The organism is Micromonospora vinacea, from assembly GCF_015751785.1.
Taxonomy (GTDB): Bacteria; Actinomycetota; Actinomycetes; order Mycobacteriales; family Micromonosporaceae; genus Micromonospora; species Micromonospora vinacea.
The window spans coordinates 3,363,729-3,388,326 of record NZ_JADOTY010000001.1 but is presented as its reverse complement, the minus strand read 5'-3'; the positions used below and the strand labels follow the sequence as shown (position 1 = coordinate 3,388,326).

At 71.9% G+C, this 24,598-nt stretch carries 24 protein-coding genes; 7 read left to right on the top strand and 17 right to left on the bottom strand.

Annotated features, from left to right (window positions below; all coding sequences use genetic code 11):
- Positions 1–34 precede the first annotated feature (34 nt).
- The 6 genes from trmD to proS form a co-directional block, all read right to left on the bottom strand.
- Positions 35–808, bottom strand: a complete 774-nt coding sequence (gene trmD, locus IW249_RS16225) for a tRNA (guanosine(37)-N1)-methyltransferase TrmD (protein ID WP_112588424.1) — start codon at positions 806–808, stop codon at positions 35–37.
- An 11-nt stretch (positions 809–819) separates the two neighbouring features.
- Positions 820–1,422 (bottom strand): ribosome maturation factor RimM, encoded by a 603-nt coding sequence (rimM, locus tag IW249_RS16220; RefSeq protein ID WP_196921528.1) that lies wholly within the window; start codon positions 1,420–1,422, stop codon positions 820–822.
- Positions 1,422–1,682: an RNA-binding protein gene (locus IW249_RS16215; RefSeq protein WP_172862164.1), complete on the bottom strand. Its 261-nt coding sequence runs from the start codon at positions 1,680–1,682 to the stop codon at positions 1,422–1,424. The genes rimM and IW249_RS16215 overlap by 1 nt, the downstream gene beginning before the upstream one ends.
- Positions 1,657–2,145 (bottom strand): 30S ribosomal protein S16, encoded by a 489-nt coding sequence (rpsP, locus tag IW249_RS16210; RefSeq protein ID WP_196921527.1) that lies wholly within the window; start codon positions 2,143–2,145, stop codon positions 1,657–1,659. The genes IW249_RS16215 and rpsP overlap by 26 nt, the downstream gene beginning before the upstream one ends.
- A 229-nt stretch (positions 2,146–2,374) precedes the next feature.
- The gene (locus IW249_RS16205) at positions 2,375–2,995 is read right to left on the bottom strand and encodes a ribonuclease FAU-1 family protein (RefSeq protein WP_196921526.1); all 621 of its coding nucleotides are present in this window, start codon (positions 2,993–2,995) and stop codon (positions 2,375–2,377) included.
- Between the two features lie 49 nt (positions 2,996–3,044).
- The gene (gene proS / locus IW249_RS16200; RefSeq protein ID WP_196921525.1) at positions 3,045–4,451 is read right to left on the bottom strand and encodes a proline--tRNA ligase; all 1,407 of its coding nucleotides are present in this window, start codon (positions 4,449–4,451) and stop codon (positions 3,045–3,047) included.
- A 206-nt stretch (positions 4,452–4,657) separates the two neighbouring features.
- Here proS and IW249_RS16195 point away from each other — a divergent pair, with 206 nt between their 5' ends.
- Positions 4,658–5,260 (top strand): TetR/AcrR family transcriptional regulator, encoded by a 603-nt coding sequence (locus IW249_RS16195; RefSeq protein WP_196921524.1) that lies wholly within the window; start codon positions 4,658–4,660, stop codon positions 5,258–5,260.
- 182 nt (positions 5,261–5,442) lie between these two features.
- Here the strand turns inward: IW249_RS16195 and IW249_RS16190 are convergent, their stop codons facing one another.
- The 10 genes from IW249_RS16190 to ftsY form a co-directional block, all read right to left on the bottom strand.
- The gene (locus tag IW249_RS16190; RefSeq protein ID WP_196921523.1) at positions 5,443–6,522 is read right to left on the bottom strand and encodes an amidohydrolase family protein; all 1,080 of its coding nucleotides are present in this window, start codon (positions 6,520–6,522) and stop codon (positions 5,443–5,445) included.
- Between the two features lie 18 nt (positions 6,523–6,540).
- Positions 6,541–7,119 (bottom strand): Uma2 family endonuclease, encoded by a 579-nt coding sequence (locus IW249_RS16185; RefSeq protein ID WP_196921522.1) that lies wholly within the window; start codon positions 7,117–7,119, stop codon positions 6,541–6,543.
- Positions 7,120–7,186: 67 nt separating this feature from the next.
- Complete coding sequence (ffh, locus tag IW249_RS16180) at positions 7,187–8,746, bottom strand: signal recognition particle protein (RefSeq protein WP_196921521.1); 1,560 nt, start codon at positions 8,744–8,746, stop codon at positions 7,187–7,189.
- A 114-nt stretch (positions 8,747–8,860) separates the two neighbouring features.
- A complete protein-coding gene (locus IW249_RS16175; protein ID WP_196921520.1) occupies positions 8,861–9,517 on the bottom strand; it encodes a response regulator transcription factor in 657 nt (218 codons plus the stop codon).
- Positions 9,514–10,668 carry a sensor histidine kinase gene (locus IW249_RS16170; RefSeq protein WP_231392545.1) on the bottom strand — a complete coding sequence of 385 codons (1,155 nt, stop codon included), beginning with the start codon at positions 10,666–10,668 and terminating at the stop codon, positions 9,514–9,516. The genes IW249_RS16175 and IW249_RS16170 overlap by 4 nt, the downstream gene beginning before the upstream one ends.
- 297 nt (positions 10,669–10,965) lie before the next feature.
- Positions 10,966–13,296, bottom strand: coding sequence for a [protein-PII] uridylyltransferase (locus IW249_RS16165; RefSeq protein WP_196921518.1), 2,331 nt, complete (start codon positions 13,294–13,296; stop codon positions 10,966–10,968).
- A 17-nt stretch (positions 13,297–13,313) separates the two neighbouring features.
- Positions 13,314–13,652 (bottom strand): P-II family nitrogen regulator, encoded by a 339-nt coding sequence (locus tag IW249_RS16160; protein ID WP_172862163.1) that lies wholly within the window; start codon positions 13,650–13,652, stop codon positions 13,314–13,316.
- A 25-nt stretch (positions 13,653–13,677) separates the two neighbouring features.
- On the bottom strand, positions 13,678–15,090 hold the full coding sequence (locus tag IW249_RS16155; protein ID WP_196921517.1) for an ammonium transporter: 1,413 nt from the start codon (positions 15,088–15,090) through the stop codon (positions 13,678–13,680).
- Positions 15,091–15,365: 275 nt separating this feature from the next.
- Positions 15,366–16,229, bottom strand: a complete 864-nt coding sequence (locus IW249_RS16150; protein WP_196921516.1) for a phosphotransferase — start codon at positions 16,227–16,229, stop codon at positions 15,366–15,368.
- 6 nt (positions 16,230–16,235) lie between these two features.
- Positions 16,236–17,417 (bottom strand): signal recognition particle-docking protein FtsY, encoded by a 1,182-nt coding sequence (ftsY, locus tag IW249_RS16145; protein WP_196921515.1) that lies wholly within the window; start codon positions 17,415–17,417, stop codon positions 16,236–16,238.
- 152 nt (positions 17,418–17,569) lie between these two features.
- Here ftsY and IW249_RS16140 point away from each other — a divergent pair, with 152 nt between their 5' ends.
- The 5 genes from IW249_RS16140 (at position 17,570) to IW249_RS16120 (ending at position 22,582) form a co-directional block, all read left to right on the top strand.
- Positions 17,570–19,297, top strand: coding sequence for an alkaline phosphatase D family protein (locus IW249_RS16140; protein WP_196921514.1), 1,728 nt, complete (start codon positions 17,570–17,572; stop codon positions 19,295–19,297).
- Positions 19,298–19,306: 9 nt separating this feature from the next.
- Positions 19,307–19,747: a MarR family winged helix-turn-helix transcriptional regulator gene (locus IW249_RS16135; protein WP_238661343.1), complete on the top strand. Its 441-nt coding sequence runs from the start codon at positions 19,307–19,309 to the stop codon at positions 19,745–19,747.
- Positions 19,748–19,892: 145 nt separating this feature from the next.
- Positions 19,893–21,512 carry an MDR family MFS transporter gene (locus IW249_RS16130; RefSeq protein WP_196921513.1) on the top strand — a complete coding sequence of 540 codons (1,620 nt, stop codon included), beginning with the start codon at positions 19,893–19,895 and terminating at the stop codon, positions 21,510–21,512.
- A 9-nt stretch (positions 21,513–21,521) separates the two neighbouring features.
- Positions 21,522–22,016: a universal stress protein gene (locus tag IW249_RS16125; protein WP_231392544.1), complete on the top strand. Its 495-nt coding sequence runs from the start codon at positions 21,522–21,524 to the stop codon at positions 22,014–22,016.
- Between the two features lie 44 nt (positions 22,017–22,060).
- Complete coding sequence (locus IW249_RS16120; RefSeq protein ID WP_196921512.1) at positions 22,061–22,582, top strand: DinB family protein; 522 nt, start codon at positions 22,061–22,063, stop codon at positions 22,580–22,582.
- A 12-nt stretch (positions 22,583–22,594) separates the two neighbouring features.
- On the opposite strand, the gene IW249_RS16115 is transcribed toward IW249_RS16120, so the two are convergent.
- Positions 22,595–23,569, bottom strand: coding sequence for an ArsR/SmtB family transcription factor (locus IW249_RS16115; protein ID WP_196921511.1), 975 nt, complete (start codon positions 23,567–23,569; stop codon positions 22,595–22,597).
- 76 nt (positions 23,570–23,645) lie between these two features.
- Here IW249_RS16115 and IW249_RS16110 point away from each other — a divergent pair, with 76 nt between their 5' ends.
- Positions 23,646–24,596, top strand: a complete 951-nt coding sequence (locus IW249_RS16110; protein ID WP_196921510.1) for an SMP-30/gluconolactonase/LRE family protein — start codon at positions 23,646–23,648, stop codon at positions 24,594–24,596.
- The last annotated feature ends 2 nt before the right edge of the window (positions 24,597–24,598 follow it).

The window sequence follows — 24,598 nt, the reverse complement described above, 5'->3', positions numbered from 1 at the left end:
CCGACCGCGGGCGCGGACGGATGCGGCAACCCCCCTACTTTGCCACATCCCCCGGTGGAGGTTGAAATCCGGCCTGGTCCAGGGCCGCGATGTCCCGTTTGTCGAGCCGATCGGCCGGCAACGCGGCCAGCAGGTCCGGACGGCGGGCTGCGGTCCGCAGCAGACCCTCCTCGCGCCGCCAGCGGGCGATCTTGCCGTGGTCGCCGGAGCGGAGAACCTCCGGCACGTCGTGCCCACGCCAACTCGGCGGCTTGGTGTAGATCGGCGCCTCCAGCAGCCCGTGCGCGTGCGACTCCTCGTCCAACGAGCCCGCGTTACCCAGCACCCCCGGCAGCAACCGGGTGACCGCCTCCAGCATCACCAGGACCGCGACCTCACCGCCGAAGAGCACGTAGTCACCGAGGGACACCTCGGTGACCGGCATCCGGGTGGCGGCGTGCGCCAGGACCCGCTGGTCGATCCCCTCGTAACGACCGCAGGCGAAGAGCAGGTGCGACTCGGCCGCCAACTCGTACGCCATGGCCTGGGTGAACGGGGCACCGGCCGGCGACGGCACCAGCAGCCTTGGCGGCGGGGCGTCGAGCGGCGCGAGGGCATCCAGTGCCTCACCCCACGGCTCCGGGCGCATCACCATCCCCGGCCCGCCACCGTAGGGGGTGTCGTCGACGGTGCGGTGCACGTCGTGGGTCCAGGTCCGCAGGTCGTGCACGGCGAGCTGGAGTACGCCGTTGGCCCGCGCCCGTCCGATCAGCGACAGGTCCAGCGGGGCGAAGTACTCCGGAAAGATCGACACGACGTCGACGCGCATGCGGGCTGGTCCTAAAGGTCGAGCAGTCCGGCTGGCGGGTCGACGATCACACGTCCACCGGCCAGGTCGACCTCCGGAACGATCGCCCGGACGAACGGGATCAACGCGGTACGCCCCTCGGGGCGGCGCAGCACCAGCAGGTCGGACGAGGGTGCGTGGTCGATGCGGGCGACCTCGCCCAGGCGTTCGCCGGCCGGAGTCACCACGGCCAACCCGACCAGCTGGTGGTCGTGGAACTCCTCCGGGTCGTCCGGTGGGGCCACGTCGGCGCTGTCCACCACGAGCAGCGTCCCGCGCAACGCCTCGGCGGTGTTGCGGTCCAGAATGCCGTCGAACGCGATCAGCACCCGGCCCTGGTGGAAACGGGCTTCCTCGATGGTCAGCTCCGCCGGAACCCGGAACGGCATGCCGGGCTCGTCGGTGGTTGGAGGGGGCGTCGCCCCCGGCTCAGCGCCCGGCACAGTGTTGCGCGCAGGCGGGGGCGTCGCCCCCGGCGCAGTGCGCAGCACTGTGCCGGGGGCGAACCGTGCCTCGGGCTCGTCGGTCCGCACTTCCACGGTGACCTCACCGCGGACACCGTGCGGCTTGCCGATCCTGCCGACGACGAGCTGCATCAGTACGAGTCGACGATGTCGACGCGAACCCCGCGGCCGCCGATGGAGCCGATCACCTGGCGCAGCGCCTTGGCGGTCCGGCCGGACCGCCCGATCACAGTGCCGAGGTCCTCGGGGTGCACGCGGACTTCGAGCCGCTTGCCCCGACGGGAATCGACCATCCGCACCCGGACGTCATCCGGGTGGTCGACGATGCCCTTGACCAGGTGCTCCAACGCCGGACGCAGTGGCATGTCAGGCCTGCTCACCGGCGTCGGCAGCGGCCGGAGCCTCGGTCTTCGGCGCCTCGGCGGCCGGAGCCTCAGCCGGAGCCTCGGTCTTCGGAGCCTCGGCAGCCTTGGCGGCCTTCTTGGCCGGCTTGGCCGGGGTCTCCGGGGCGAGCCCGGCGGCGGCCTTCGCCTCAGCCTCGTACGCCGCCTTGCGGTCGGCCCGCTCGGGGGCAACCAGGAGCGGCGGCGGGGCCGGCAGGCCCTTGTACTTCTGCCAGTCACCGGTCAGCTCCAGCAGCCGCTGCACCGCCTCGCTCGGCTGAGCGCCGACGGACAGCCAGTACTGGACCCGCTCCGACTTGACCTCGATGATCGAGGGGTCTTCCTTGGGCTGGTAAACCCCGACGAACTCGATCGCCCGACCGTCACGCTTGGTGCGCGAGTCGGCGATGACGATGCGGTACTGCGGGTTGCGGATCTTGCCCATCCGCAGGAGCCGGATCTTTACGGCCACAGTTGTTTCGCTCCTGTTGCGATCTCACCGGCCCAGGCGGGCGGTGTGCATGGGTGAGCGCCGACCGGACCCGTGGGGTTGGGCCGGAGACTACTCGGTGGACTGGCGACGTGCCCGGGTTAGAGGGCGCCGGACGCGCGCCGGATACCAGCGACCCATTCTGCCAGATCCGCTGCCGATCGCACGCATCGGACCCGTACCCCGCATTGTCGGTGACCGGGAACACCGCTCAACGCACCGGCGGACGGTCCCATCCCGGCGGAAGCTTGTCCGGTACGCCCCATTTCGACGGGGCTACGAAGTCACACCAGGTGCCGTCGAACGGGAACTCGCCGGCCTCGGCGAGCGCGATCACCCGCTCCCCCTCGGCGCGAACCGCCTTCTCGTCGGTCACCCAGTAGTCGGCGCCGAAGGCGAGCCGCTCGACGAACTCGTCCTCGTCCTTCCACTCCCACCTGCGGTCCGGCCACACCACCACGTCCAGGTCCTGGTCCACCACGTCGACGCCGGCCACCGGGCCGTCGTCCCAGCGGACACCGGGCTCCTCCAGGTTGACGTACCAGTGGGCGAACCGGCCCTGGGCGTCGGAGAACCACCAGACGGAGTGCGCCGCCCCGGTGGGCAGGAACTTCAACAGCGGCGGGCCGTTCCAGCGCCCCTCCGCCAACCGGTACGTCGACGAGATCCACTCGGCGAACGGCATCGCCCGCATCCCCAGCCCGGCCTCGGTCACCTCGTGGGCGACCGGCGAGTCCCGGGCGATCCAGACCAGCAACCCTCGATCGTCGTCGCTGACCACGCGGGCCGGCCGGACCCACCCGATCCGGCCGTGCCGCACGTTCCGATGCATGATCAGCCGACCCGGCTCGAACCGGTCGACGGGGTTGCCCGGCCGCACCTCAGTAGGCGCGGGCGAGGATGGCGATCAGATCCGGCTCGTCCTCCGAGTCCGGTACCGAACCGTCGGCGCGCAGCAGGCAGCGCACCGTGACGCCCTGACCGTTCGCCTCCGCCTCGCCGGCCACGCCCACCGCCGACCACGGCACCCGTGCCCAGCCGGTCGCGGCGGCCTCGATCGCCTCGGCCAGGGTGGCCACCTCCACGGTGCGGGACTCGCGGTTGGCCAGCGCCTGGTCGTGCAGCACCTGCTGGTCGGTCTCCAGGGCGGCCAGTACCGCGGTGACCACGTCGGCCACCGGGGTGGGGGTCTTCGAACCGTCGGTCCGACGCACCACCGTCGCGTTGCCCACGGCCAGGTCACGGGGGCCGACCTCGACGCGTACCGGATAGCCGCGCAGCTCGGCGTCGACGGCCCGGCGGCCGAACGGGGTGTCGGTCCGATCGTCGAGCGCGACCCGGACACCGGCGTCGCGCAGGCCGTCGCGCAGCTTGGCCGCCGCCTCGCCGACGCCGTCGCCGTCCTTGACGATCATGACGTACGCCTGGATCGGCGCCAGCCTCGGCGGCACGCGCAGCCCGTTGTCGTCGCCGTGCGCCATGATCAGACCACCGAGCATCCGGGTGGACGTGCCCCAGGAGGTGGTCCAGGCATGCTCCCGGCCGCCCTCCTTGGAGGAGTAGCTGATGTCGAACGCCTTGGCGAAGTTCTGACCCAGCTCGTGGCTGGTGCCCAGCTGCAACGCCTTGCCGTCGCCCATCATGCCTTCGCAGGTGTACGTGGCCGTCGCGCCCGCGAACCGCTCACGCGCCGTCTTCAGGCCGACCACCACCGGAATGCCGATCACGTTGACCATCAGGTCCTCGTACGCCTCGTGCAGGATCCGCCGCGCGTACGCCCGGGCGTCCTCACGGGTGGCGTGCGCGGTGTGCCCCTCCTGCCAGAGGAACTCGCTGGTACGCAGGAAGATCCGCGGACGGAGCTCCCACCGGACCACGTTCGCCCACTGGTTGAGCAGCAGCGGCAGGTCCCGGTACGAGTCGATCCACTTGGCCATGAACTCGCCGATGACCGTCTCGCTGGTCGGACGCACCACGATCGGCTCGGCCAGGGGCTTGCCACCACCGTGGGTGACGACCGCCAGCTCCGGCGAGAAGCCCTCGACGTGCTGCGCCTCGCGCTTGAGGTAACTCTCCGGGATGAACAACGGGAAGTACGCGTTCTCCGCACCCGCCGCCTTGATCCGAGCGTCCATCTCAGCCTGCATACGCTCCCAGATGGCGTAGCCGGCCGGTCGGATGACCATGGTGCCGCGAACCGGGCCGTTGTCGGCCAGCTTCGCCTTGGCGATCAGGTCCTGGTACCAGCGGGGGAAATCCTCCGCACGGGGAGTGAGCACGCGTGCCATGACCGCACATCCTATGCGCCACGCGGGCGGACACCGCGTCCGGGAGTCGCCACGCCATGCCGTGCCCCTCCGCCGACGGGCCGCGACGACGCCGGGCAGGTCGACGAAGCCGACGGACCGACGGTGCCGGACGGACCGACGGTGCGGCCGGGCGGGCGACGACGACGCTGGGCGGGCCGAGGGTGCGGCCGTAGAATTCGACCACCATGGCTACATCGACGGACTCCCCCCGCCAGCGGCTGCGGGACACGATCGTGGACGCCGCCCGCGCGCGGACCATCGCCGCCGGGTGGGACGCGGTCCGGATGGGCGGGGTGGCCACCATGGCCGGGGTGAGCCGGCAGACCGTCTACAACGAGTTCGGTAGCAAGGCGGGCCTCGCCGAAGCGCTCGCCCGCGCCGAGGTGGACCGGTTCGTCGGCGACGTTCGCGACGCGCTGCTCGCACACGGCTCCGACGTACGGGCCGGCGCATACGCCGCCATCGCGCGCACCCTCTTCACGGCGTCGGACAACCCGCTGGTCAAGGCGATCCTGACCAGCGCCCGAGGTGGGTCGGACGAGCTACTGCCGTACCTCACCACCCGCGCCGAGGTGGTCCTCACCGAGGCGTCCGGCGCGCTGATCGACTGGGCCGGCGACCACCTGCCCGGGGCGGACCAGGCCGCGCTGGCCTTCGCCGCCGACACCATCGTCCGCCTGGTGGTCAGCCACATCGTGCTCCCCCGCGAACCGATCGAGCAGACCGCGACGGCCCTCGCCGACCTTGCCGTACGCCTCTTCAGCGCCGCCGCCCGCCCAGCCCTCTGACCCTCCGCGCCCCTCCACGCCCCGCCCCGCCCCAAGATCCGAGCAACTTCTCGGATGTTGCTGCCTCAGGCGCGCGGGAGGCAGCAACATCCCCGATGTTGCGCGGATCTTCGTCGTCGATCTCGCCGCACACCACGATCGTGCTCGATCCTGGATGTCGTGGCATCCCCCGAACGCCGAGGTCAGCGGATGACGCGGCCGCGGAGGATCGTGCGGGACGGGGCCCGGACGACGCGCAGGTCGCTACGGGGGTCTTCGGGGTAGACGGTCAGGTCGGCGAGGCCGCCTTCGACCAGGCCGGGGAAGCCGAGCCATTCGCGGGCGCCCCAGGAGGCGGCGGCGAGGACGTCGGTGGGTGCCATGCCGGCCTGTTCGTGCAGCAGCAGCATCTCCTCGGCGGCCAGCCCGTGGTCGATGCCGCCTCCGGCGTCGGTGCCCACGTAGATCGGCACCCCAGCCTCGTGCGCGGCACGCACCACCTCGGGGAAGCCGTCGCGCAGCGCGAGCATGTGCTCGGCGTACCCGGGGAACTTGCCCCGCGCCTGCTCGGCGATCCCCCCGAAGGTGGCAATGTTGATCATTGTGGGGACCAGCGCGGTGCCCTGGCGGGCCATCTCGTCGATCAGGTCGAGGCTGAGCCCGGTGCCGTGCTCCACCGAGTCGACGCCGGCCCGCACCATGATCTCGACGGCCGACTCGGAGAAGGTGTGCACCGCGGCGCGTACCCCGGCTTTGTGCGCGGCCTGGACTGCCGCGGTGAGGGTGTCCGCGTCCCAGGCCGGCGCGAGGTCACCAACGCCCCGGTCGATCCAGTCGCCGACCAGCTTGACCCAGCCGTTGCCGGCCCGCGCCTGCGCGGCCACCGTCGCCGCCACGTCGGTGGCGTCGACCTCCACGCCGATGTCGCGCAGATAGCGCTTCGGCGGGGCGACATGCTGGCCCGCGCGGGCCAGTCGCGGTAGGTCCGGCTCGTCGTCGAGTTCCGGGTACGGGTACGGCGAGCCGGCGTCCCGGATCGCCAGCACCCCGGCGTCCCGGTCGACGTGGGCCAACTCGCGGGCCTGGTCGAGCGAGGTGATCGGGGCACCACCTCGGGCGATGCCGATGTGGCAGTGCGCGTCGACAAGCCCGGGCAGGACGAAGCCACCGTCGACGACTGTCTCCGCACCGGGCACCGGGGTGAAGGTCACCCGGTCGCCGACCAGCCAGAGATCCCGGACCTCGTCGTCGGGGAGCAGCACACAGCGCACGTGAAGAGCCATGCGCACAGTCCTACCCGATCACTCCTCGTCGGGGGCGAGCAGGTCGTTCTTCCGGGTGGTCAGGGCGGGCAGGTCCACGGAGACCTTCCACGGCTGCTCGGTGACGAACAGGTCCTCGGTGTGGGCGACCTGCTCGTACTCCCGGTTGGCGCCAAGGGTGTACTCGGTGAGCGTGACGCGCTCCTGGAGCGGGTCCACCACCCAGTAGGACCGGACGCCGGCGTGCGCGTAGACCTTCGCCTTGTCGTACATGTCGCGGAAGGTGGAGGTCGGCGAAACGACCTCCACGGCGAGCAGGGCGTCCTCGACCGGGACGGGTGACCGGCCGGCGTGCTTGCGGCGGATGACCACCACGTCGGGGCGCGGCTCGTTACGCCGGTCGACCCGCATCGACAGGTCGATGCTGACCAGATACTCCGGCGGGCAGTTGACGCGGAGCGTGAGCAGCATTTCGACGCACAGCTCTTGATGCACCGCAGTTGGGGACGGCACGATCAACCTTCCGTTGATCAGTTCGTACGGAAGGTCCTTCGGCAGTTCGCCGAGGTCGTCGACCGTCCACTCGTGCCGTTCGGGCAGGATCGGGGCCGCGGTCATGACACCTCCTTCCCGCGGGGACATCACCCTAAGCGCCGGATCAGTCGCCCGCCGTCACCGACACGCGTCAGCGCGGGCCCTTGTCGCCGCCCTTGCCGAGCTTGTTGAAGTCGATCTTCGGGAGCTTGAAGCCGGGCGGCAGGCCCTGACCGCCGGCAAGATCGTTCGGGTCCATCCCCGGCGGGAGCTGCGGCATGCCACCTGGGAACCCGGCGGGCATCCCGGCGCCGGCGCCGGTACGCGGCCGACCGCCGCCCTTGGTGCCCTTGCGCTTGTTCTTCGGCGACTTGGTCGCCTTGCGGCGGCCACCACCGGGCAGGCCCATCATGCCGCCCATCTGCTTCATCATCTTCTGCGCGTCGGCGAAGCGGTTGAGCAGCTGGTTGACGTCCATCACGGTGACCCCGGAACCGTTGGCGATGCGCGCCCGGCGGGAGCCGTTGATGATCTTCGGGTTGGTCCGCTCGCCCGGGGTCATCGACCGGATGATCGCGGTGACCCGGTCGAAGTGGCTGTCGTCCAGCTCGGAAAGCTGGTCCTTCATCTGCCCCATGCCGGGCATCATGGCCAGCACGTTTGCGATCGGGCCCATCCGCCGCACCGCGATGAGCTGGTCGAGGAAGTCGTCCAGGGTGAACTGCTCACCGCCCATCAGCTTGGCGGTCATCTTCTCCTTCTGATCGGAGTCGAAGGCCTGCTCGGCCTGCTCGATCAGAGTGAGGACGTCGCCCATGCCGAGGATCCGGCTGGCCATCCGGTCGGGGTGGAAGACGTCGAAGTCTTCCAACTTCTCACCGGTGGAGGCGAACAGGATCGGCTGCCCGGTGACCTCGCGGACCGACAGCGCGGCACCACCACGGGCGTCGCCGTCGAGCTTGGAGAGCACCACACCGGTGATGCCGACGCCGTCGCGGAACGCCTCGGCGGTGCGGACGGCGTCCTGACCGACCATCGCGTCGATGACGAAGATGACCTCGTCCGGCGAGACGGCGTCGCGGATGTCGGCGGCCTGCTGCATCATCTCGGCGTCGATGCCCAGGCGGCCGGCGGTGTCGACGATGACGATGTCGCGGGCGGCGCGCTTCGCGTGCTCGATCGACGCGCGGGCCACCTGCACCGGGTCACCGGTGCCGTTGCCGGGCTCCGGGGCGTACACCTCGACACCGGCCCGGCCACCGAGCACCTGGAGCTGCCCGACGGCGTTGGGGCGCTGGAGGTCGGCGGCGACGAGCAGCGGCTGGTGGCCCTGGCCCTTGAGCCAGCGGGCCAGCTTGCCGGCGAGGGTCGTCTTACCGGAACCCTGGAGGCCGGCCAGCATGATCACCGTAGGCGGCTGCTTGGCGAACTGGAGCCGTCGCCCCTCGCCGCCGAGCACCTTGATCAGCTCTTCGTTGACGATCTTGATGATCTGCTGGGCCGGGTTCAGCGCCTGGGAGACCTCGGCGCTGCGTGCGCGCTCCTTGACGGCCGCGATGAAGCCCTTGACCACCGGCAGCGCGACGTCCGCCTCCAGCAGCGCGAGGCGGATCTCGCGCGCGGTGGCGTCGATGTCGGCGTCGGTGAGCCGACCCTTGCCGCGGAGCTTGGTGAAGATCCCGGACAGGCGGTCACTCAAGGTGTCAAACACGCGAACATCCCGTTTGTCAGTGTTCCGGCGGGCACAACGCGGCCGGCACTGCGGAGTCCGGCCACCGCTAGGGTAACCGCCCGGCCGTAGGGCCGCTGTCGCCCGGCCCGGGCCTCACCCCGACACCAACCCCGACTGGTACGCGAACACCACGAGCTGGGCCCGATCCCGGGCTCCCAGCTTGCCCATCGCCCGGCTGACGTGGGTCCGCGCGGTCGCCGGGCTGACCACCAACTGTGCGGCGATCTCCTCGTTGTTCAGGCCCTCACCGACCAGGCCGACGACCTGACGTTCCCGGTCGGTCAGGGTGTCCAGCCGGGGGTGCGGGCGAAGCACCCGGGACGGCCGGGTGGCGAACTCGCGCACCACCCGACGGGTCACCGACGGCGACAGCAGCGCCTCCCCCTCGGCGACGAGCCGGATGGCGCGCAGCAGCTCAGCGGGCCTGGTGTCCTTGGTGAGGAACCCGCTCGCACCGTGCCGCAGTGCGTCGAAGACGTACTCGTCCAGCTCGAAGGTGGTGAGCACCACCACCCGGGTACCGGTCAGGTCGGGGTCGGCGACGATACGACGGGTCGCCTCGATGCCGTCGATGCCGGGCATCCGGATGTCCATCAGCACCACGTCCGGCCGCTCCTGACGGGCCAACTCGACCGCCCGCAGCCCGTCGGACGCCTCGCCGGCCAGCGCCAGGTCGTCCTCGCTCTCCACCAGCGCGCGCAGCCCGAGCCGGACCAGGTCCTGGTCGTCGGCGATCAGCACCCGGATCACGTGGCCGGCTCCACGGGCAGACCGGCGTACACCCGGAACCCGCCTCCGGCGCGCGGCCCGGTGGTCAACCGTCCGCCCAGCGCCGCGACCCGCTCGCGCATCCCGGCCAGACCGTGACCGCCCTCGTCGTCCGTCGGACCTGTCGTGGCACCCGCCCCCTGGTCGGTGACCTCGACGGTCAGCTCGTCGGCGCGGTAGTCCACTGTCACCTCAGCGCTCGCCACCCCCGCGTGACGCAGCACGTTTGTCAACGCCTCCTGCACCACCCGGTACGCGGCCAGGTCGACAGCGGCCGGCAACTCCCGGGGGTCACCGACCACGCGCACCTCGACGGCGAGCCCCGCCCCGGCGAGCCGGTCGCGCAACGCGGGGAGCCGGGCCAGGCCGGGTACCGGCTCACGCTCGGCACCCCGCCGCACCGCACCCAGGGTGACCCGCAGCTCGTCCAACGCCTCGCGGCTGGTCCGGCTGATCGCGGTCAGTGCCACCTCCGCCTGCTCCGGGCGCTTCGGCAGCAGGTGCAGGGCGATCTCCGCCTGCATGCTGATCGCGGCGAGCCCGTGCCCGACCACGTCATGCACCTCCTGCGCGATGCGCAGCCGCTCCTCGTCGGCCTGCCGTCGCGCCTGTTCCGCACGGCCGCGGGCCTCTTCGGCACGGGTCCGCGCGGCCGCCTCACGACTCACCCGTACCACCACCCCCACCGCGAACGGTACGACCACCCAGGCCGACGCGGGCAGCACTCCCGTCCAACCCGGGGCCGGCCCCCGGCCGAGGAAGACGTGCGCCAACAACAGGACGAACGCGCCACCGGTGGCGAGCGCCGCCGGGCGTACCGGCAACCAGACGGCCACTGTGTACACAGCGACCAGGAACGCGATCAGGATCGGTCCGTACGGGTAACCGATCAGCAGGTACGTCGAGGTCGCCACGGTGACCACCGCGAGGGTGGCGACCGGGGCGCGTCGCCGGACCAGCAGGGCGAGCGCGGCGACGGCGATCAGCGCCCGACAGGCGGCGTCCACCGGCCTCGACCCCGGCTGGTTGTCCGCGGCCAGACCGGTGGCGAGCAGCCCGAACCCGAGCAGCACCAGGGCGAGCGCGGCATCCGCCGCCGCCTCCGGCCACCGCCACCGCCCACCTCGTCGCATGGCCGTCATTCTGCCCGCGCCAACGCCACTCGACGTGCGTCCACGAGCGGCACCGCCCCTACGCCCCCGGACGTACCCCGCCGCCCCGTCTCATCCCACCCCTCGACCCCTCGGCCCCGCGACCCCGCGACCCCGCGACCCCGCGACCCCGCGACCCCGCGACCCCGCGACCCCGCGACCCCGCGATCTTGCACTTTGCGTCGCCACTATGCGGCTTTTGCACGGTACGCGGGGACACTAAGTGCAAGATCGACGCGGGAGTGCGGGGGCGGGGCGCGGGAGGGCGGGGCGGGGCGGTTAGACGGCGGCTAGGACCGCGGCCTCCAGGCGGGCCCGGGTGGCGTCGTCCGGCCAGCCGCCGACCAGGTAGAAGGCGTCGACCACGTCGGCGCCGAGGGTGGAGATGCGGGCCGCGCGGACCAGGGCGCCGGCCTCGTCGAGCGCGCAGGCGACCCGGTAGAGCAACCCGGCGGCGTCGGCGGCGCGCAGTTCCAGCAGTACGGCGTCGGTGGCCGCCTCGCGGTGCCAGACCACCCGGGGAGCCGCGCCGCCGCCCCGGCTGGCGAGCGCACGGCCGCGCAGCCGTTGGGTGACCGACACGTCGCCGGCGACCGCCCGGCGCAGGTCGGCGCGGAGCGGGACCGGGTCCGGCGGGAGGCCGTAGCGGGGCTGTACCCGGCACTCGACCAGGGCCCGGCCGTCGACGGCGGAGGCGTCCGCGGAGATCACTTCCAGTCGGTGCAGCGCCAGGCAGCCGGCCACAGTGGCGAGCAGACCCCGCCGGTCGGCCGCCGCGACCGACACCCGGTCGCCGGTCAGGTGGACGACCGGCAATGGCCCGGCCAGCAGCTCCGGGTCCGGGGCGGGCGGCTCGGGGAGTACGCCGGTGTCCAGCGCGGTACGTACCCGGGCGACCAGTTCGGCGACGAGTCGGCCCTTCCAGTCGGACCAGGCAGCCGGCCCGGTCGCCGCCGCGTCGGCGCGGACCAGGGCGTGCAGCAGGTCGAGGGTGCCGGTGTCGCCGACCGCCTCGGCCACCGAGGCGATGGTGACCGGGTCGCTCAGGTCCCGGCGGGTGGCCACGTCGGGCAGCAGCAGGTGCAGTCGGACCAGCTTGCCGATCAGCTCGACCTCCGGGGCGGGCAGACCGACCCTGGTGGCCACCGCCTGGGCAACCGGCACACCGACGGTGCTGTGGTCACCGGGGAGGCCCTTGCCGATGTCGTGCAGGAGGGCGCCGAGCAGCAGCAGGTCGGGGCGTTCCACCTCGCGGGCGTGCCGGCTGGCCTCGTGCGCGGCCTGCACGAGGTGCCGGTCGAGGGTGAAGCGGTGCACCGGGTTGTGCTGCGGCAGGCTGCGCAGCCGGGTCCACTCGGGGAGCCAGCCGTCGACCAGCCCGTACCGGTCGCTGGTCTCCCAGGCCGGCACCAGGCCGGCACCGGCGCCGAGCAGGGTGATCAGCGCGGCCCGGGCCTCGGCCGGCCAGGGGGCGGGCAGCGGCGGGCAGTACGCGGCCAGCCACTCGCAGGTGGCCCGCGCGATGGGGATTCGGGTCGTGGCGGACGCGGCGGCCACCCGCAGCGAGAGGCTCGGGTCGGGGCGCGCGCCGATCGCCGTGCGGGCGAGCACCAACTCGCCGTCGTGTTCGACCACGTCGCGGGCGACCGGGCGGCGGGCCGGGCGACCGTTCCCGCCCCGCGACCGGCCGGAGCGCAGCCGGTCGGCGGCGCGGAAGGCGTCGTCCAGGGCGTGGCTGACCGTACGGGCGTCACCGGCGACCCGACGCAGCAGCGCGTCGCCGTCTTCCACGACGGCTCCAGGCCGCCGCGCGGCGTCAGACGCGCCGGGCTGGAGTCGTCGCAGGTCGAGCAGTGTGGCCACTCCGTCGCGTTCCTGGGCGACCAGCCGGTCGACCCGTCGGCCGACCTGCTGGTGCAGCGCGTCGCGGGTGTCCAACAAACGCAGGTGGGCGGCGCGTACGGCGGGACGCAGCGCGTCGGTGATGCCGGCGGCGGAGATCGCCCGCAGCAGCCCCACGTCGCGCAGACCTCCGGCGGCCTCCTTGAGGTCGCCCTCCAGCAGGAACGCCAACTCGCCGTGGGCCTGCCAGCGGGCCTCGGTGACCTCCCGCAGGCCGGGCAGGTGCCGGACGGCGGTGCGCCGCCAGTGATCGGCGGCGGTACGGATCAGCGCGTCGGCCAGCGCCTGGTCCCCCACGACAAGCCGGGCGTCGAGCAGCCCGAGGGCCACCTTGACGTCGTCCTGCGCCACCGAGAGCGCCTCGGCGACGGTGCGGACGGAATGGTCGAGCCGCAGGCCGGCGTCCCAGATCGGGTACCAGACGGAGGCGGCCAACTCGTCGGTGCCGGGCACCCCGGCGTGCACCAGCACCAGGTCGAGGTCGCCGTACGGGGCGCACTGCCGCCGGCCCAACCCCCCGACCGCCAGCAGCGCCACCCCGTCCCGCTCCGGCAGCAAACCCCGCAGAAACGAGTCGTACGCGGCAGCGCGCCCCCGCCGAGCGGCTTCCCCGATCCCCCCGGGAACGCCGACGACCTCGTTGATCAAGAGGTTCGCGTCGCCGTCATCGGCGGGTCCTGACGCGTTCTTCTTGATCAACGAGGTCATGTCGGTAGTGGTCGCGGTCAGAGGGCGTCGAGGCCGCGTTCGCCGGTACGTACCCGGACGACCTCTTCGACACCGGTGACCCAGACCTTGCCGTCACCGATCTTGCCCGTGCGGGCCGCTCCGACGATGGCGTCCACCACCTTGTCGACGTCGATCTCGTCGGTGAGCACCTCTACCCGGATCTTGGGCAGGAACTCGACCGTGTACTCGGCACCCCGGTAGACCTCGGTGTGCCCCTTCTGCCGCCCGTACCCCTGAACCTCGCTGACGGTCAGCCCGGCCACCCCGAGGGCGTGCAGGGCCTCCTTCACAGCGTCCAGTTGGTACGGCTTGATGACTGCGGTCACCAGCTTCATGTCCAACCCCTCCATCCCAGGAACGTTAACCGGCGACCTTTTCGCTGACCGGCTCGGCGGGCTCCGCCTCCGGCTTGGCGCCGCTCGTCGTGCTGCCACCGGGGGTGCCGATGCCGGCCATCGCGAACGCGCCGCCCGTGCCGCCACCGGCCGGGGACAGGTCGTAGCTGCTCTCGGCGTGCTCGCCGATGTCGATGCCCTCGACTTCGGCCTCGGCCTTGACCCGGAACCCGATGGTCTTCTCGATGACGAAGGCGAGCACCCAGGCGATGCCGAACGACCAGACGGTGACGATCAGGCCGGCGAGGGCCTGCCGCCCGAGCTGGGTCGCGCCGCCGCCGTAGAAGAGACCGTCGGAGGCGCCCACCACGTCGGTGATCGCGGCGTTAACCGAGTTGGTGGCGAAGAGACCGAGCCAGAGCGAGCCGATCCAACCACCGACGAAGTGCACGCCGACCACGTCGAGCGAGTCGTCGTAGCCGAGCTTGTACTTGAGGCTGACGGCGAGCGCGCACACCACGCCGGCGACGATGCCGAGCAGGACGGACGCCCACGGTGCGATGAAGCCACAGGCCGGGGTGATGGCGACCAGACCGGCGACTGCGCCGGACGAGGCGCCGACCATCGTCGGCTTACGGTCCTTGACCCACTCGACTGCGATCCAGCCGAGCACCGCCGCCGCCGTGGCGAGCTGGGTGTTGATGAAGGCGAGGCCGGCGACCGAGTCGACGGTCAGCTCCGAGCCGGCGTTGAACCCGAACCAGCCGAACCACAGCAGACCCGCACCGAGCGCGACCAGCGGGATGTTGTGCGGCTTCATGCCCTCACGCGGCCAACCGAGCCGCTTGCCGAGGACCAGGGCCACGGCCAGGGCCGCCGCACCGGCGTTGATGTGCACAGCGGTGCCACCGGCGAAGTCCAGCGCGTGGATGTCGGCGCCGATGATGCCGCCGCCCCACACCCAGTGCGCGACCGGGAAGTAGACCAGGGTGGCCCAGCCGAAGGCGAACAGCAGCCAGCCGGCGAACTTGGCCCGGTCGGCGATGGCACCGCTGATCAGCGCGACGGTGATCACCGCGAAGACCATCTGGAAGGCCATGAACACGTAGAGCGGGACCCCGATGCCGCTGGGGTTCTCCGCCGTGGCACCCCACAGGTCGGTCTCGGCGAGGAAGGTCTTGGTGCCGAGGTACGCGCCCGGGTCACCCCAGAAGCCGTTCACGTCGGTCCCGAAGGCGACGCTGAAACCGTAGAACCACCACAGAATAGAGATGAGCCCGATAGCCGAGAAGCTCATCATCATCATGTTGAGTACGCCCTTGGCCCGGTTGAGGCCGCCGTAGAACAGCGCCAGTCCGGGGGTCATGAGCAGCACGAGCGCGGTCGAAACCAGCAGCCACGTGGTATTGGCGCCGTCGATCGTCGGTGCTTCAGGCACGCTGGCCTCCTAAAGGTGAAGTCCTCCTTCGCGGCTTTCCGGGGCAGCGTCGCCCGTAGGCCGGTTGCGCGGAAGCTTCGCGGCCGGCTGTTTCACTTTGGGTCCCGTGCGGGTTTCCGTTTCGTGACGGGTTGTTTCGGACGTGTCACCAACTCCGCACAGTCAGCAGCATGGACGACTGTGGATCGACCGGACGGCGCGCGTCGATGGCTGACCGGTCAGCGGCATCGACCGGTGCGCTCGACGGGACCGGCCGAGCATCGACCGAAAGGCACTCAGCGGAGGGCGTTCTCCAGAGCGTGCCGCTCGTAGTCGAGCAGCCGCAGATCGCGCATCGGCCGACGCAGGTGGCCCTTGTGCACGATTCGGACGAACGCCGGCTCACCGGCGGCGGCCATCCGGCGGATCCCCTCGACGTGGTCCACGATCCGTTTGCGGATGGTCCGGATCAGCCGGTGCCGGTCCCGGGGGATCAGCCCGTACGCGTCGGCGAAGAGCCGGAGCCGGCGCGGCCGGTCCGGGTGCTTCCAGCCCAGGGTGATCGAGTCGCGGTCCGCGAAGATCGGCACCCAGGTCCAGGCCGCGTACGCCACGTCGTAGATGCGGGCCCCGGGCGAGGCGAGGTCGAAGTCGATCAGCCCGAGGGTGCCGTCCGGACGCCAGATGACGTTGTGCGGCGCGGCGTCGTGGTGGCAGATCACCTCGGTGTCCGGTGGTGGGGGCCCGAACGAGCGCCAGACCGCCGACTGCGGAGGGGTGAAGCCGTACTGCGCGTCGTGGAACATCCGCAGCATGGTGGCGACGGTGACCAGGGCCTCGTCGGTCACCCAGTGCGGGGCGAGCGGATATTCTCCGCACTCCCCCTCCAGGTACGACAGCACCTCACGGTTGCGCTCGTCCATCCCGAGCGCCCGGGGGGCGCCGGTGAACCCCACGTACTCCAGGTGGCGCAGCAGCGCGTGCACGGACGGGGTCCACGGTCCGGCGTTGCGCCGGACCGTGTCACCCACGCGGACAACGGTGCTCACGTTGCCGCCGTGCAGCGGGATCTCCTGCGAAGTCACGTACGGTCTCCCGAGGCGCTGCGAAGGATGGCCGGGGTCGCGCCAGCCCGCGTACGCGCGATCGTCAGTGGTCACCCGAGACTACGCGTCCCGGCCGGTGGCCTCGGTCCCCAGCAACGCGTCGACGAACTGCGCCGGGTCGAACGGGGCCAGGTCGTCCTTGCCTTCGCCGAGGCCGACCAGCTTCACGGGGATGCCGAGCTTGCGCTGTACGGCGATCACGATGCCGCCCTTGGCGGTGCCGTCGAGCTTGGTCAGCACCACTCCGGTCACGTTGACCACGTCGGTGAAGACCCGGGCCTGCTCCAGGCCGTTCTGCCCGGTGGTGGCGTCCAGGATGAGCAGTGTCTCGTCGATCGGGCCCTGCTTCTCCACCACGCGCTTGACCTTGCCCAGCTCGTCCATCAGGCCGACCTTGTTCTGCAGGCGGCCGGCGGTGTCGATGAGCACGGTGTCCACGCCGGTGTCGATGCCACGCTTGACGGCGTCGAAGGCGACGCTGGCCGGGTCGGCGGCCTCGGGTCCGCGGACGGTCTCCGCGCCGACGCGCGAGCCCCAGGTCTCGAGCTGGTCTGCCGCGGCGGCCCGGAAGGTGTCCGCCGCGCCGAGCAGCACGCTGCGACCGTCGGCCACCAGCACCCGGGCGATCTTGCCGCAGGTGGTGGTCTTGCCGGCGCCGTTGACGCCGACGACCAGGACCACCGCCGGCACGCCGTCCTTGGGGGCGGTCCGCAACGAGCGGTCCAGGCTCGGGTCGAGCGCGTTGACCAGTTCGGCGGCGAGCAGTGCCCGCAGCTCGGAGGCCGAGCGGGTGCCGAGCACCCGGGTGCGCTCGCGGAGCCGGTCGACGATGTCGCGGGTGGCGTCGACGCCCACGTCGGCGGTGATCAGGCTGTCCTCGATCTCCTCCCAGACGTCCTCGTCGAGGTGGTCGCGGGCGAGCAGGCCGAGCAGGCCCTTGCCGAACACGTTCTGTGAGCGGGACAGCCGCGAGCGGAGCCGGACCAGCCGCCCGGCGGTCGGCTCGGGGACCTCGACCTGCGGTTCGAACACCGGCGGCGGCTCGACCAGGACGCCGGTGGACAGATCGGACTCCGGTGCCTCGACCGGCGGTCCGGCGAGATCCTCCTCGGCCCTGGTGTCGACCTCGGTGCGCGGCAGCGGGGGCTCGGGCCGCCGCCGCAAGCGCGGCACGACCAGCCCGACTGTGCCGGCGATCAGCACACCGAGCAGGACCAGAGCGAGGACGAGATATTCGGCCATGCCGGAATCCTGTCAGATGCGGACGGCGGCGTCCCAGCCACCGCACCCCGAGCCGCGCCCGGAGCCTCAGCCCACCGCTCCCAGGTGCGGTGCTGGGGGGTCTCAGCACCGCACCCGGCCGGCACCGTCGAACCGGCGGTAGGCTCGGCCGCATGCCCGCCGCACACCTCCTCATCGGCCCACTTCTGCGGCGAGTGGTGGACACCCGGGCGACGATCTGGGTGGAGACGGCGGCGCCCGCCGTGGTCACCGTCCGCACCGCCGGCGGCGCCACCGGCACCGCGCCCACCTTCTCGGCGTACGACCACCACTACGCCCTCGTGGTGGTGGAGGGGCTCACTCCGGACAGCGAGACCACCTACGAGGTGCTGGTCGACGACGAGATCGTCTGGCCGGTGCCGAGCAGCGGGTTCCCGCCGAGCGTGATCCGCACCCGGGCAGCCGACGATCGGGACCAGCCGGTCAGTCTGATCTTCGGCTCGTGCCGGGAGACCACCCAGCACGCCACCACCCGCAAGCTGCCGCCGGACGCGCTGGACGCGTACGCCCGGCGGTTGATGGCCGACCCGGAGTCGAACCCGCTGCCGGACCTGCTGGTGCTGCTCGGTGACCAGGTCTACGCCGACGTCACCTCGCCCACGGTGCGGCGGCTGCTGCGTCGACGGCGGCGGCGGCCGAAGGGCGCCCCTGCCGACCAGGTGGTGAGCTTCGACGAGTACACCAAGCTCTACCTGGAGTCCTGGCGTGATCCGGAGATCCGCTGGCTGCTCTCCACGGTGCCGAGCGTGATGATCTTCGACGATCACGAGATCATCGACGACTGGAACACCTCGGCGGCGTGGCGGGCCGAGGTGCGCGAGCAGCCGTGGTGGCAGGAGCGGATCGGCAGTGGGCTCGCCTCGTACTGGGTCTACCAGCACCTGGGCAACCTCTCCCCCGACGAGATCGTCGCCGATCCGGTCTTCGCGAAGGTCGCCGCCGCCGAGGACGCCACCGGCGTGCTGCGCGAGTTCGGCCACCGGGTCGACCAGGAGTCCGACCTGGCGCACGACACCGAGCGTTGGCGCGCGGTGCAGTATCAGTGGAGCTACGCGCTGGACCTGGGCCGGACCCGGCTGGTCATGCTGGACAACCGGTGCAGCCGGGTGCTCGAGTCCAACAGCCGGGCGATGCTGCCGCCCGGCGAGTGGGCCTGGTTCCTCGACCAGGCGCACGGGGTCTACGACCACCTCGTGGTGGGCGCCTCGCTGCCCTGGTTGCTGCCGCAGGGCATCCACCACATCGAAGCGTGGAACGAGAAACTGGCGGACTCGCGCCGACAGTGGGTGGCGCGCGGGGCGGAGAAGCTGCGCCGCGCCCTGGACCTGGAGCACTGGGCGGCGTTCCGGCGGTCCTTCGAGGCACTCGCGGAGACGTTCGCCCGCATCGGCACCGGCACGCCGCGGCAGTCCGGCGCGCGGATCGGGGCCGGCCCGGCGTACGCGCCACCGGCGTCGATCAGCGTGCTCTCCGGTGACGTGCACCACTCGTACGTGGCGCGGGCCCGGTTCGCCGACCCGGCGGTGGTCACTCCGGTGCACCAGCTCACCTGTTCGCCGATCCACAACCAGGTGCCGGCGGGTATCCGTCCGCTGATGCGGTTGGGGTGGTCGCCCGGTCCGGCCGGGGCCACCCGGGCGCTGGCCCGTTCGGCGGGCGTACGCCGGCCGGGGGTGCGTTGGCGCAAGCTGGCCGGTCCCTACTTCGGTAACGCGGTCGCCACTCTGACCCATCAGGGGCGCGGGGCCGACGTGGTGATCGAGGGCACCACGAAGGACGGGCACCTACGCCCGGTGATGCGGCGTCGACTCTCCGGCGGCGGCGAGCCGACCGCGCCGTAGTCTCTACGCGTGGACGAGCACCTGCCGGAGCCGATCCGGGCGGTCGAGCACGAGTTGACCGCTCTGCTGCGCCGTGGTCGGGCGGTCTCCTGGGAGATCGCCCGGGAGGTGCACCCGAACCTGGAGCCGAACACCTACGGGTTGCTGCTCTGGTTGCGCCGTAGCGGGTCGATCCGGTTGACGGAGTTGGCGGCGCGGCTGGGCGTGGGCAAGGGGACGCTGAGCCGGCAGATCAACGCGTTGGAGGTCCTCGGCCTGGTCCACCGCGATCCCGATCCGAGTGACCGGCGGGCCGCGCAGATCAGCCTCACCGAGGAGGGGCAGCGCCGGTTCGACGTGGCGCGCGCGGCCCGGCTGGGCGAGTTCCTGCGTGCCCTCGACGGCTGGCCGGAGCGGGACGTCGAGGAGTTCGCCCGGCTGCTCGGCCGGTTCAACGACTCCTGGCAGTAGCGGCTGAGGCGAGGGAATAGGGCGTCGGTCCGACAAGTTGTTGCTTCAGGCAACCAAGGCTTACGGTTGCCTCAGGCAACTCACAGGCGGCTCGTGCGTACCAGCCCCGCCGTTCCACCTCGACTCCGCTCGGAGGCAACAAACGATGAGCCAGGCGACAGTGCCTCCCCAGGCGACCGCCGTGACCATGACCCACCGGCAGATCCTGGAAGCACTCTCCGGCCTGCTGCTGGGCCTGTTCGTCGCGATCCTCTCCTCCACTGTCATCTCGAACGCGCTGCCGCGGATCATCACCGAACTGCACGGCGGCCAGTCCGCGTACACCTGGGTGGTGACCTCGGCCCTGCTCGCGACCACCGCGACCACCCCCATCTGGGGCAAGCTGGCCGACCTGACCAGCAAGAAGACCCTGGTCCAGCTCGCCCTGGGGATCTACGTGCTGGGCTCGGTGCTCGCCGGTCTCGCCCAGGGCACCGGTGAGCTGATCGCCTGCCGGGTGCTCCAGGGCGTCGGCGCCGGCGGCCTCACCGCCCTGGCCCAGGTGATCATGGCCACGATGATCGCGCCCCGCGAACGCGGTCGCTACAGCGGCTACCTCGGCGCCGTGATGGCAGTGGGCACCATCGGCGGCCCGCTGATCGGCGGCGTCATCGTGGACACCTCCTGGCTCGGCTGGCGCTGGTGCTTCTACGTCGGCGTGCCGTTCGCCATCCTCGCGCTGATCGTGCTCCAGAAGACCCTGCACCTGCCGGTGGTCAAGCGGAAGGCCCAGATCGACTGGTGGGGCGCCACCCTGATCACCGCGGCCGTCTCGGTGCTGCTGATCTGGGTCTCGCTCGCCGGCGACCAGTTCGCCTGGACCTCCTGGCAGACCGCCGTCATGGTCGTCGGCGCGCTGGTCCTCGGCGCGCTGGCGATCCGGGTCGAGACCCGGGCCGCCGAGCCGATGATCCCGCCGCGGCTGTTCCGCAACCGCACCATCACCCTCGCCGTCGTCGCCAGCATCGCGGTCGGCGTGGGCATGTTCGGCGCGTCGATCTTCCTGGGCCAGTACTTCCAGATCAGCCGCGGTCAGAGCCCGACCATGTCCGGTCTGATGACCCTGCCGATGATCCTCGGCCTGCTGGTCGCGTCCACCGTCATCGGGCGGGTCATCACCAGGACCGGCCTCTGGAAGCGGTACCTGGTGATCGGGTCGGCGCTGCTCACCATCGGCTTCGCGCTGATGGGCACCCTCCGCGCCGACACCAGCTTCACACTGCTCAGCGTCTACATGCTGCTGATCGGCGTCGGCCTGGGCATGACCATGCAGAACCTGGTCCTCGCCGTACAGAACACCGTCGGCCCGCACGAACTCGGCGCGGCCAGCTCGGTGGTGGCGTTCTTCCGCAGCCTGGGTGGGGCGATCGGCGTCTCCGCCCTCGGCGCGGTCCTCGCCCACAAGGTGAAGGACTACACCGCCGACGGGCTGGCCCAGCTCGGTATCCCGGCCTCCAGCTCCGGCAGCGGCGGCGCCCTGCCCGACGTGCACACCCTGCCCGGCCCGCTGCGGGCCGTTGTGGAGAGCGCGTACGGCCACGGCGCCGGTGACATCTTCCTGGCCGCCGCCCCGTTCGCGCTGATCGCGCTGATCGCGGTGTCCTTCATCAAGGAGGTGCCGCTGCGCCAGCACAACGGCAACCCGGTTTCCGACGAGGTCGAGCGGGAATCGACTCTCGCCGCCGGCGCTGGCGCACCCGTGATCCGTACCGGCGAGCAGAGGTGAGGTAGAGCCATGGGCGTGGGAGCACCGGACCGCGAGGAGTACGGTCCCCGGACCCGACCGTTGCCCTTCGAGCGCGGCACGGACGGACCACGGGTGATCATGGTGGGCATCGACGGCACCCGCACCTCCGAGCGGGCCGGCTCCTACGCCGCCGGCCTGGCCCGTCGGCAGAGCGCCGCACTGGTGGTGGTCTTCGTCAGCTCACCCAGCGGGCTGACCGCCCTGGTGCCCGGGATGGACGCCGGCGCGGTCCAGCGCACCCACGACGAGTTGGCCGACGAGCTGCGCCGGGAGTGCCGGCGCGGGGCCGAGCAGTGGGGCATCCCGGTGACCCTGCTGGTGCGCCGCGGCGACGCGTACGGCGAACTGTGCGCGGCGGCCGACGAATTCCAGGCCGACATGCTGGTGGTCGGCGCCTCCGAGCAGGCCGGACACCGGCTGGTCGGCTCGGTCGCCACCCGGCTGGTCCGCGCCGGCCGCTGGCCCGTCGTCGTGGTGCCCTGATAACCCGTCGCGCAGTGTCCGAGGTGCCGGGCAGGATGCGCGGCATGACCTGGATCGCACCGGAGATCACCCGGACCCCCGAACCGTACGTCGGCGACGAGCGCACCATGCTCGACGGCTGGCTCGACTACCACCGACAGACACTGCTACTCAAGTGCGCCGGCCTGACCGAGGAGCAGTTGCGGACCCCGAGCGTGGAACCGTCCGGGCTGACCCTGCTCGGTCTGGTCCGGCACCTGGCCGAGGTCGAGGCCTGGTGGTTCCGGGAGAACTTCGCCGGCGAGCGTGTCGACTACCCGTACTTCACCCCGGAGAACCCGGACGCCGACCACGACGTCAGCGCCGCGAACGCCGAGGCCGACTTCGCCACCTTCCACAGCGAGGTGGCGCTGGCCCGCGAGGCCGCCGCCGGCCACTCGCTCGACGAGACGTTCACCGAGGTCGGCGCGAAGAAGCGCACCTTCAACCTGCGCTGGGTCTACGTGCACATGATCGAGGAGTACGCCCGGCACAACGGTCACGCCGACCTGATCCGGGAACGCATCGACGGCGTCACCGGCGAGTGACGAGCGGTCCCGTCACCCGGTGTGCCCGGCGCGGAGCAGGTGCTCGCCCAGCGGGGTGAGCGTGTGCCGCACCGCCGGGCCCGCCCGGTGGGTGGTGACCAGCCCGGCCGACCGGAGGACGGAGGCGTGCTGGCTGGCCGAGGCGAGGGAGATGCCGACCGCCCGGGCCACCTGTGAGGTGCTCGGGCCGTCAGCGATCGCACCCAACACCGCCGCTCGGGTCCGCCCCAGCAGGTCAGCCAGGGGTTTGCTGCTCACCAGCGCCCGCTGGGCGGTGGGACGGATCGGATAGGCCAGCACCAGCGGGCCGGCCGGGTCGTCCAGCACGCAGGGCCGGGGCAGCAGGTACGACGGCACCAGGGTGACGCCTCGGCCGGCCGGCGCCAGGACGATCCCGTCAGCGAATCCACACTCGTACGACAACTCGTACCGCTCGCCGTACGGCTTCCAGAACAGGTACGGGCTCAGGTCACGCAGGACGCGGTCGATCCCGGCGTCCACCATGGTGTGTGCCCGCACGGCGCGGTCGCCGCGAACCGCTGCCGTGATCGTCTGCTGGTACGGCGCGACCGCGATCTGGTGGAACGCCCGCATCGCCACGCAGAGTCGCTGCCGGGCGGCCGTGTCGCCAGAGGCGAGGGCACCGACCCGGGCCGGCAGGTCGCCGGCGGCGATCCGGGGTCGTAGCTCCGCCGCCAGCGTCGCCGTCGGGGTGGCCAGCACCTCGTCCAGGGCTGCCGGCAGGTCGCTGCCGAGGCTGGGCGGGGTGAGGAAGTCCGGAAACCACCCGGGCAGCCGGCACAGGTCGAGGTACGGACGCATCTCCGGACGCAGCGCCGCCCGGGTGCGTGCCCGCCAGGCCGCGAGGTGTTCCGGTGCGGCCTCGAACAGCCGCTGGCCGGCCGCCCCGAGTTCGAGCAGCACAGCGGGTTCGGGGCGCAGGACGGTGCGGCTCAGATCCGTCGCGGTGAGCTGCAACGTCAGCATGAGCCGACGCTAGCCACAGTTCGGCCCTGCCTGAAAGGGCATGGAGCAGGCCGCGACCGGACCGGATCCTCGTCGCATGAACACCTTCCTTGTCCTGGCCACCAGCGTGGTCCTGCTCGCCGGCACCTCTGGCGCCCCAGCCCACGCCGCCGTCGAGCGTGCCGACACCTACGTCGTCTCCACTGAACCGGGCGTGTTGCCCGAGGGCATAGCCGTCACCCGCGCCGGCACCATGTACGTCACCAGCCTCGCCACCGGGGCCGTCTACCGCGGTGACGTCCGGCACCGGCGGCTGCGTCCGTTCCTCCCCGCGGGCTCGGACGGGCGAACCCACGCCGCCGGGGTCCACGTCGATCGCGCCGGCCGGCTCTTCGTGGCCGGTTACGACACCGCGACCCTCTTCGTGTACGACCCGGACGGGCGCCTGCTGGCGAAGCGGAGCGCGGTGACCGGTGCAGCTCTCAACGACCTGGTGATCACCGACCACGCCGTGTACGTGACCGACTCGGTCGGCGGCACGATCTGGCGGGCCACGCTGGACGGTGGGCGCGTGGGCCCGCTCGAACCGTCGCTGCGGCCGTCCGACTTCCCGACCGCCCCTGGCTTCCTCAACGGCATCGTCGCCAGCGCCGGCGATCGGCTCGCGCTCGTCGCCGACCAGGGCACCGGGGCGCCGGGCACCGAACGTCTCTGGCGCATCGACCTCGCCGACGCCACGGCCAGCGAGGTCCGGGTGTCGGGTGGACAGCTCGGTGCCGACGGGCTGTTGCTGGAGGGCAACCGCCTCTACGGTGTGGTCAACTTCCCCGACCCCGCTGACGGGTACCGCTTCGCGGTGAACCTGGCGGTGCTGGACGGTGACCTTCGGGCCGCCCGGGTGGTCCGGCAGTCCCGCACCGCCGGCCTGGAGCAGTCCCCGACCACCCTGGCCCGCGACCGCGACCGGCTGCTGTGGGTCAACAGCCAGCTCAACGCGACCGCGCCGGCGCCACCGTTCACGGTGACCGAGGTCCCCGGCCTGAACTGAGA

Coding starts and splice junctions, on each gene's coding strand:
- ftsY (WP_196921515.1), bottom strand. CDS start 17,417: ATGGCCGAATATCTCGTCCTCGCTCTGGTCCTGCTCGGTGTGCTGATC.
- IW249_RS16190 (WP_196921523.1), bottom strand. CDS start 6,522: ATGGCTCTTCACGTGCGCTGTGTGCTGCTCCCCGACGACGAGGTCCGG.
- IW249_RS16205 (WP_196921526.1), bottom strand. CDS start 2,995: ATGCATCGGAACGTGCGGCACGGCCGGATCGGGTGGGTCCGGCCGGCC.
- IW249_RS16130 (WP_196921513.1), top strand. CDS start 19,893: ATGAGCCAGGCGACAGTGCCTCCCCAGGCGACCGCCGTGACCATGACC.
- IW249_RS16125 (WP_231392544.1), top strand. CDS start 21,522: ATGGGCGTGGGAGCACCGGACCGCGAGGAGTACGGTCCCCGGACCCGA.
- rimM (WP_196921528.1), bottom strand. CDS start 1,422: ATGCAGCTCGTCGTCGGCAGGATCGGCAAGCCGCACGGTGTCCGCGGT.
- IW249_RS16165 (WP_196921518.1), bottom strand. CDS start 13,296: ATGACCTCGTTGATCAAGAAGAACGCGTCAGGACCCGCCGATGACGGC.
- IW249_RS16110 (WP_196921510.1), top strand. CDS start 23,646: ATGAACACCTTCCTTGTCCTGGCCACCAGCGTGGTCCTGCTCGCCGGC.
- IW249_RS16185 (WP_196921522.1), bottom strand. CDS start 7,119: ATGACCGCGGCCCCGATCCTGCCCGAACGGCACGAGTGGACGGTCGAC.
- proS (WP_196921525.1), bottom strand. CDS start 4,451: ATGGCACGCGTGCTCACTCCCCGTGCGGAGGATTTCCCCCGCTGGTAC.
- IW249_RS16160 (WP_172862163.1), bottom strand. CDS start 13,652: ATGAAGCTGGTGACCGCAGTCATCAAGCCGTACCAACTGGACGCTGTG.
- IW249_RS16140 (WP_196921514.1), top strand. CDS start 17,570: ATGCCCGCCGCACACCTCCTCATCGGCCCACTTCTGCGGCGAGTGGTG.
- IW249_RS16195 (WP_196921524.1), top strand. CDS start 4,658: ATGGCTACATCGACGGACTCCCCCCGCCAGCGGCTGCGGGACACGATC.
- IW249_RS16170 (WP_231392545.1), bottom strand. CDS start 10,668: ATGCGACGAGGTGGGCGGTGGCGGTGGCCGGAGGCGGCGGCGGATGCC.
- trmD (WP_112588424.1), bottom strand. CDS start 808: ATGCGCGTCGACGTCGTGTCGATCTTTCCGGAGTACTTCGCCCCGCTG.
- IW249_RS16115 (WP_196921511.1), bottom strand. CDS start 23,569: ATGCTGACGTTGCAGCTCACCGCGACGGATCTGAGCCGCACCGTCCTG.
- IW249_RS16120 (WP_196921512.1), top strand. CDS start 22,061: ATGACCTGGATCGCACCGGAGATCACCCGGACCCCCGAACCGTACGTC.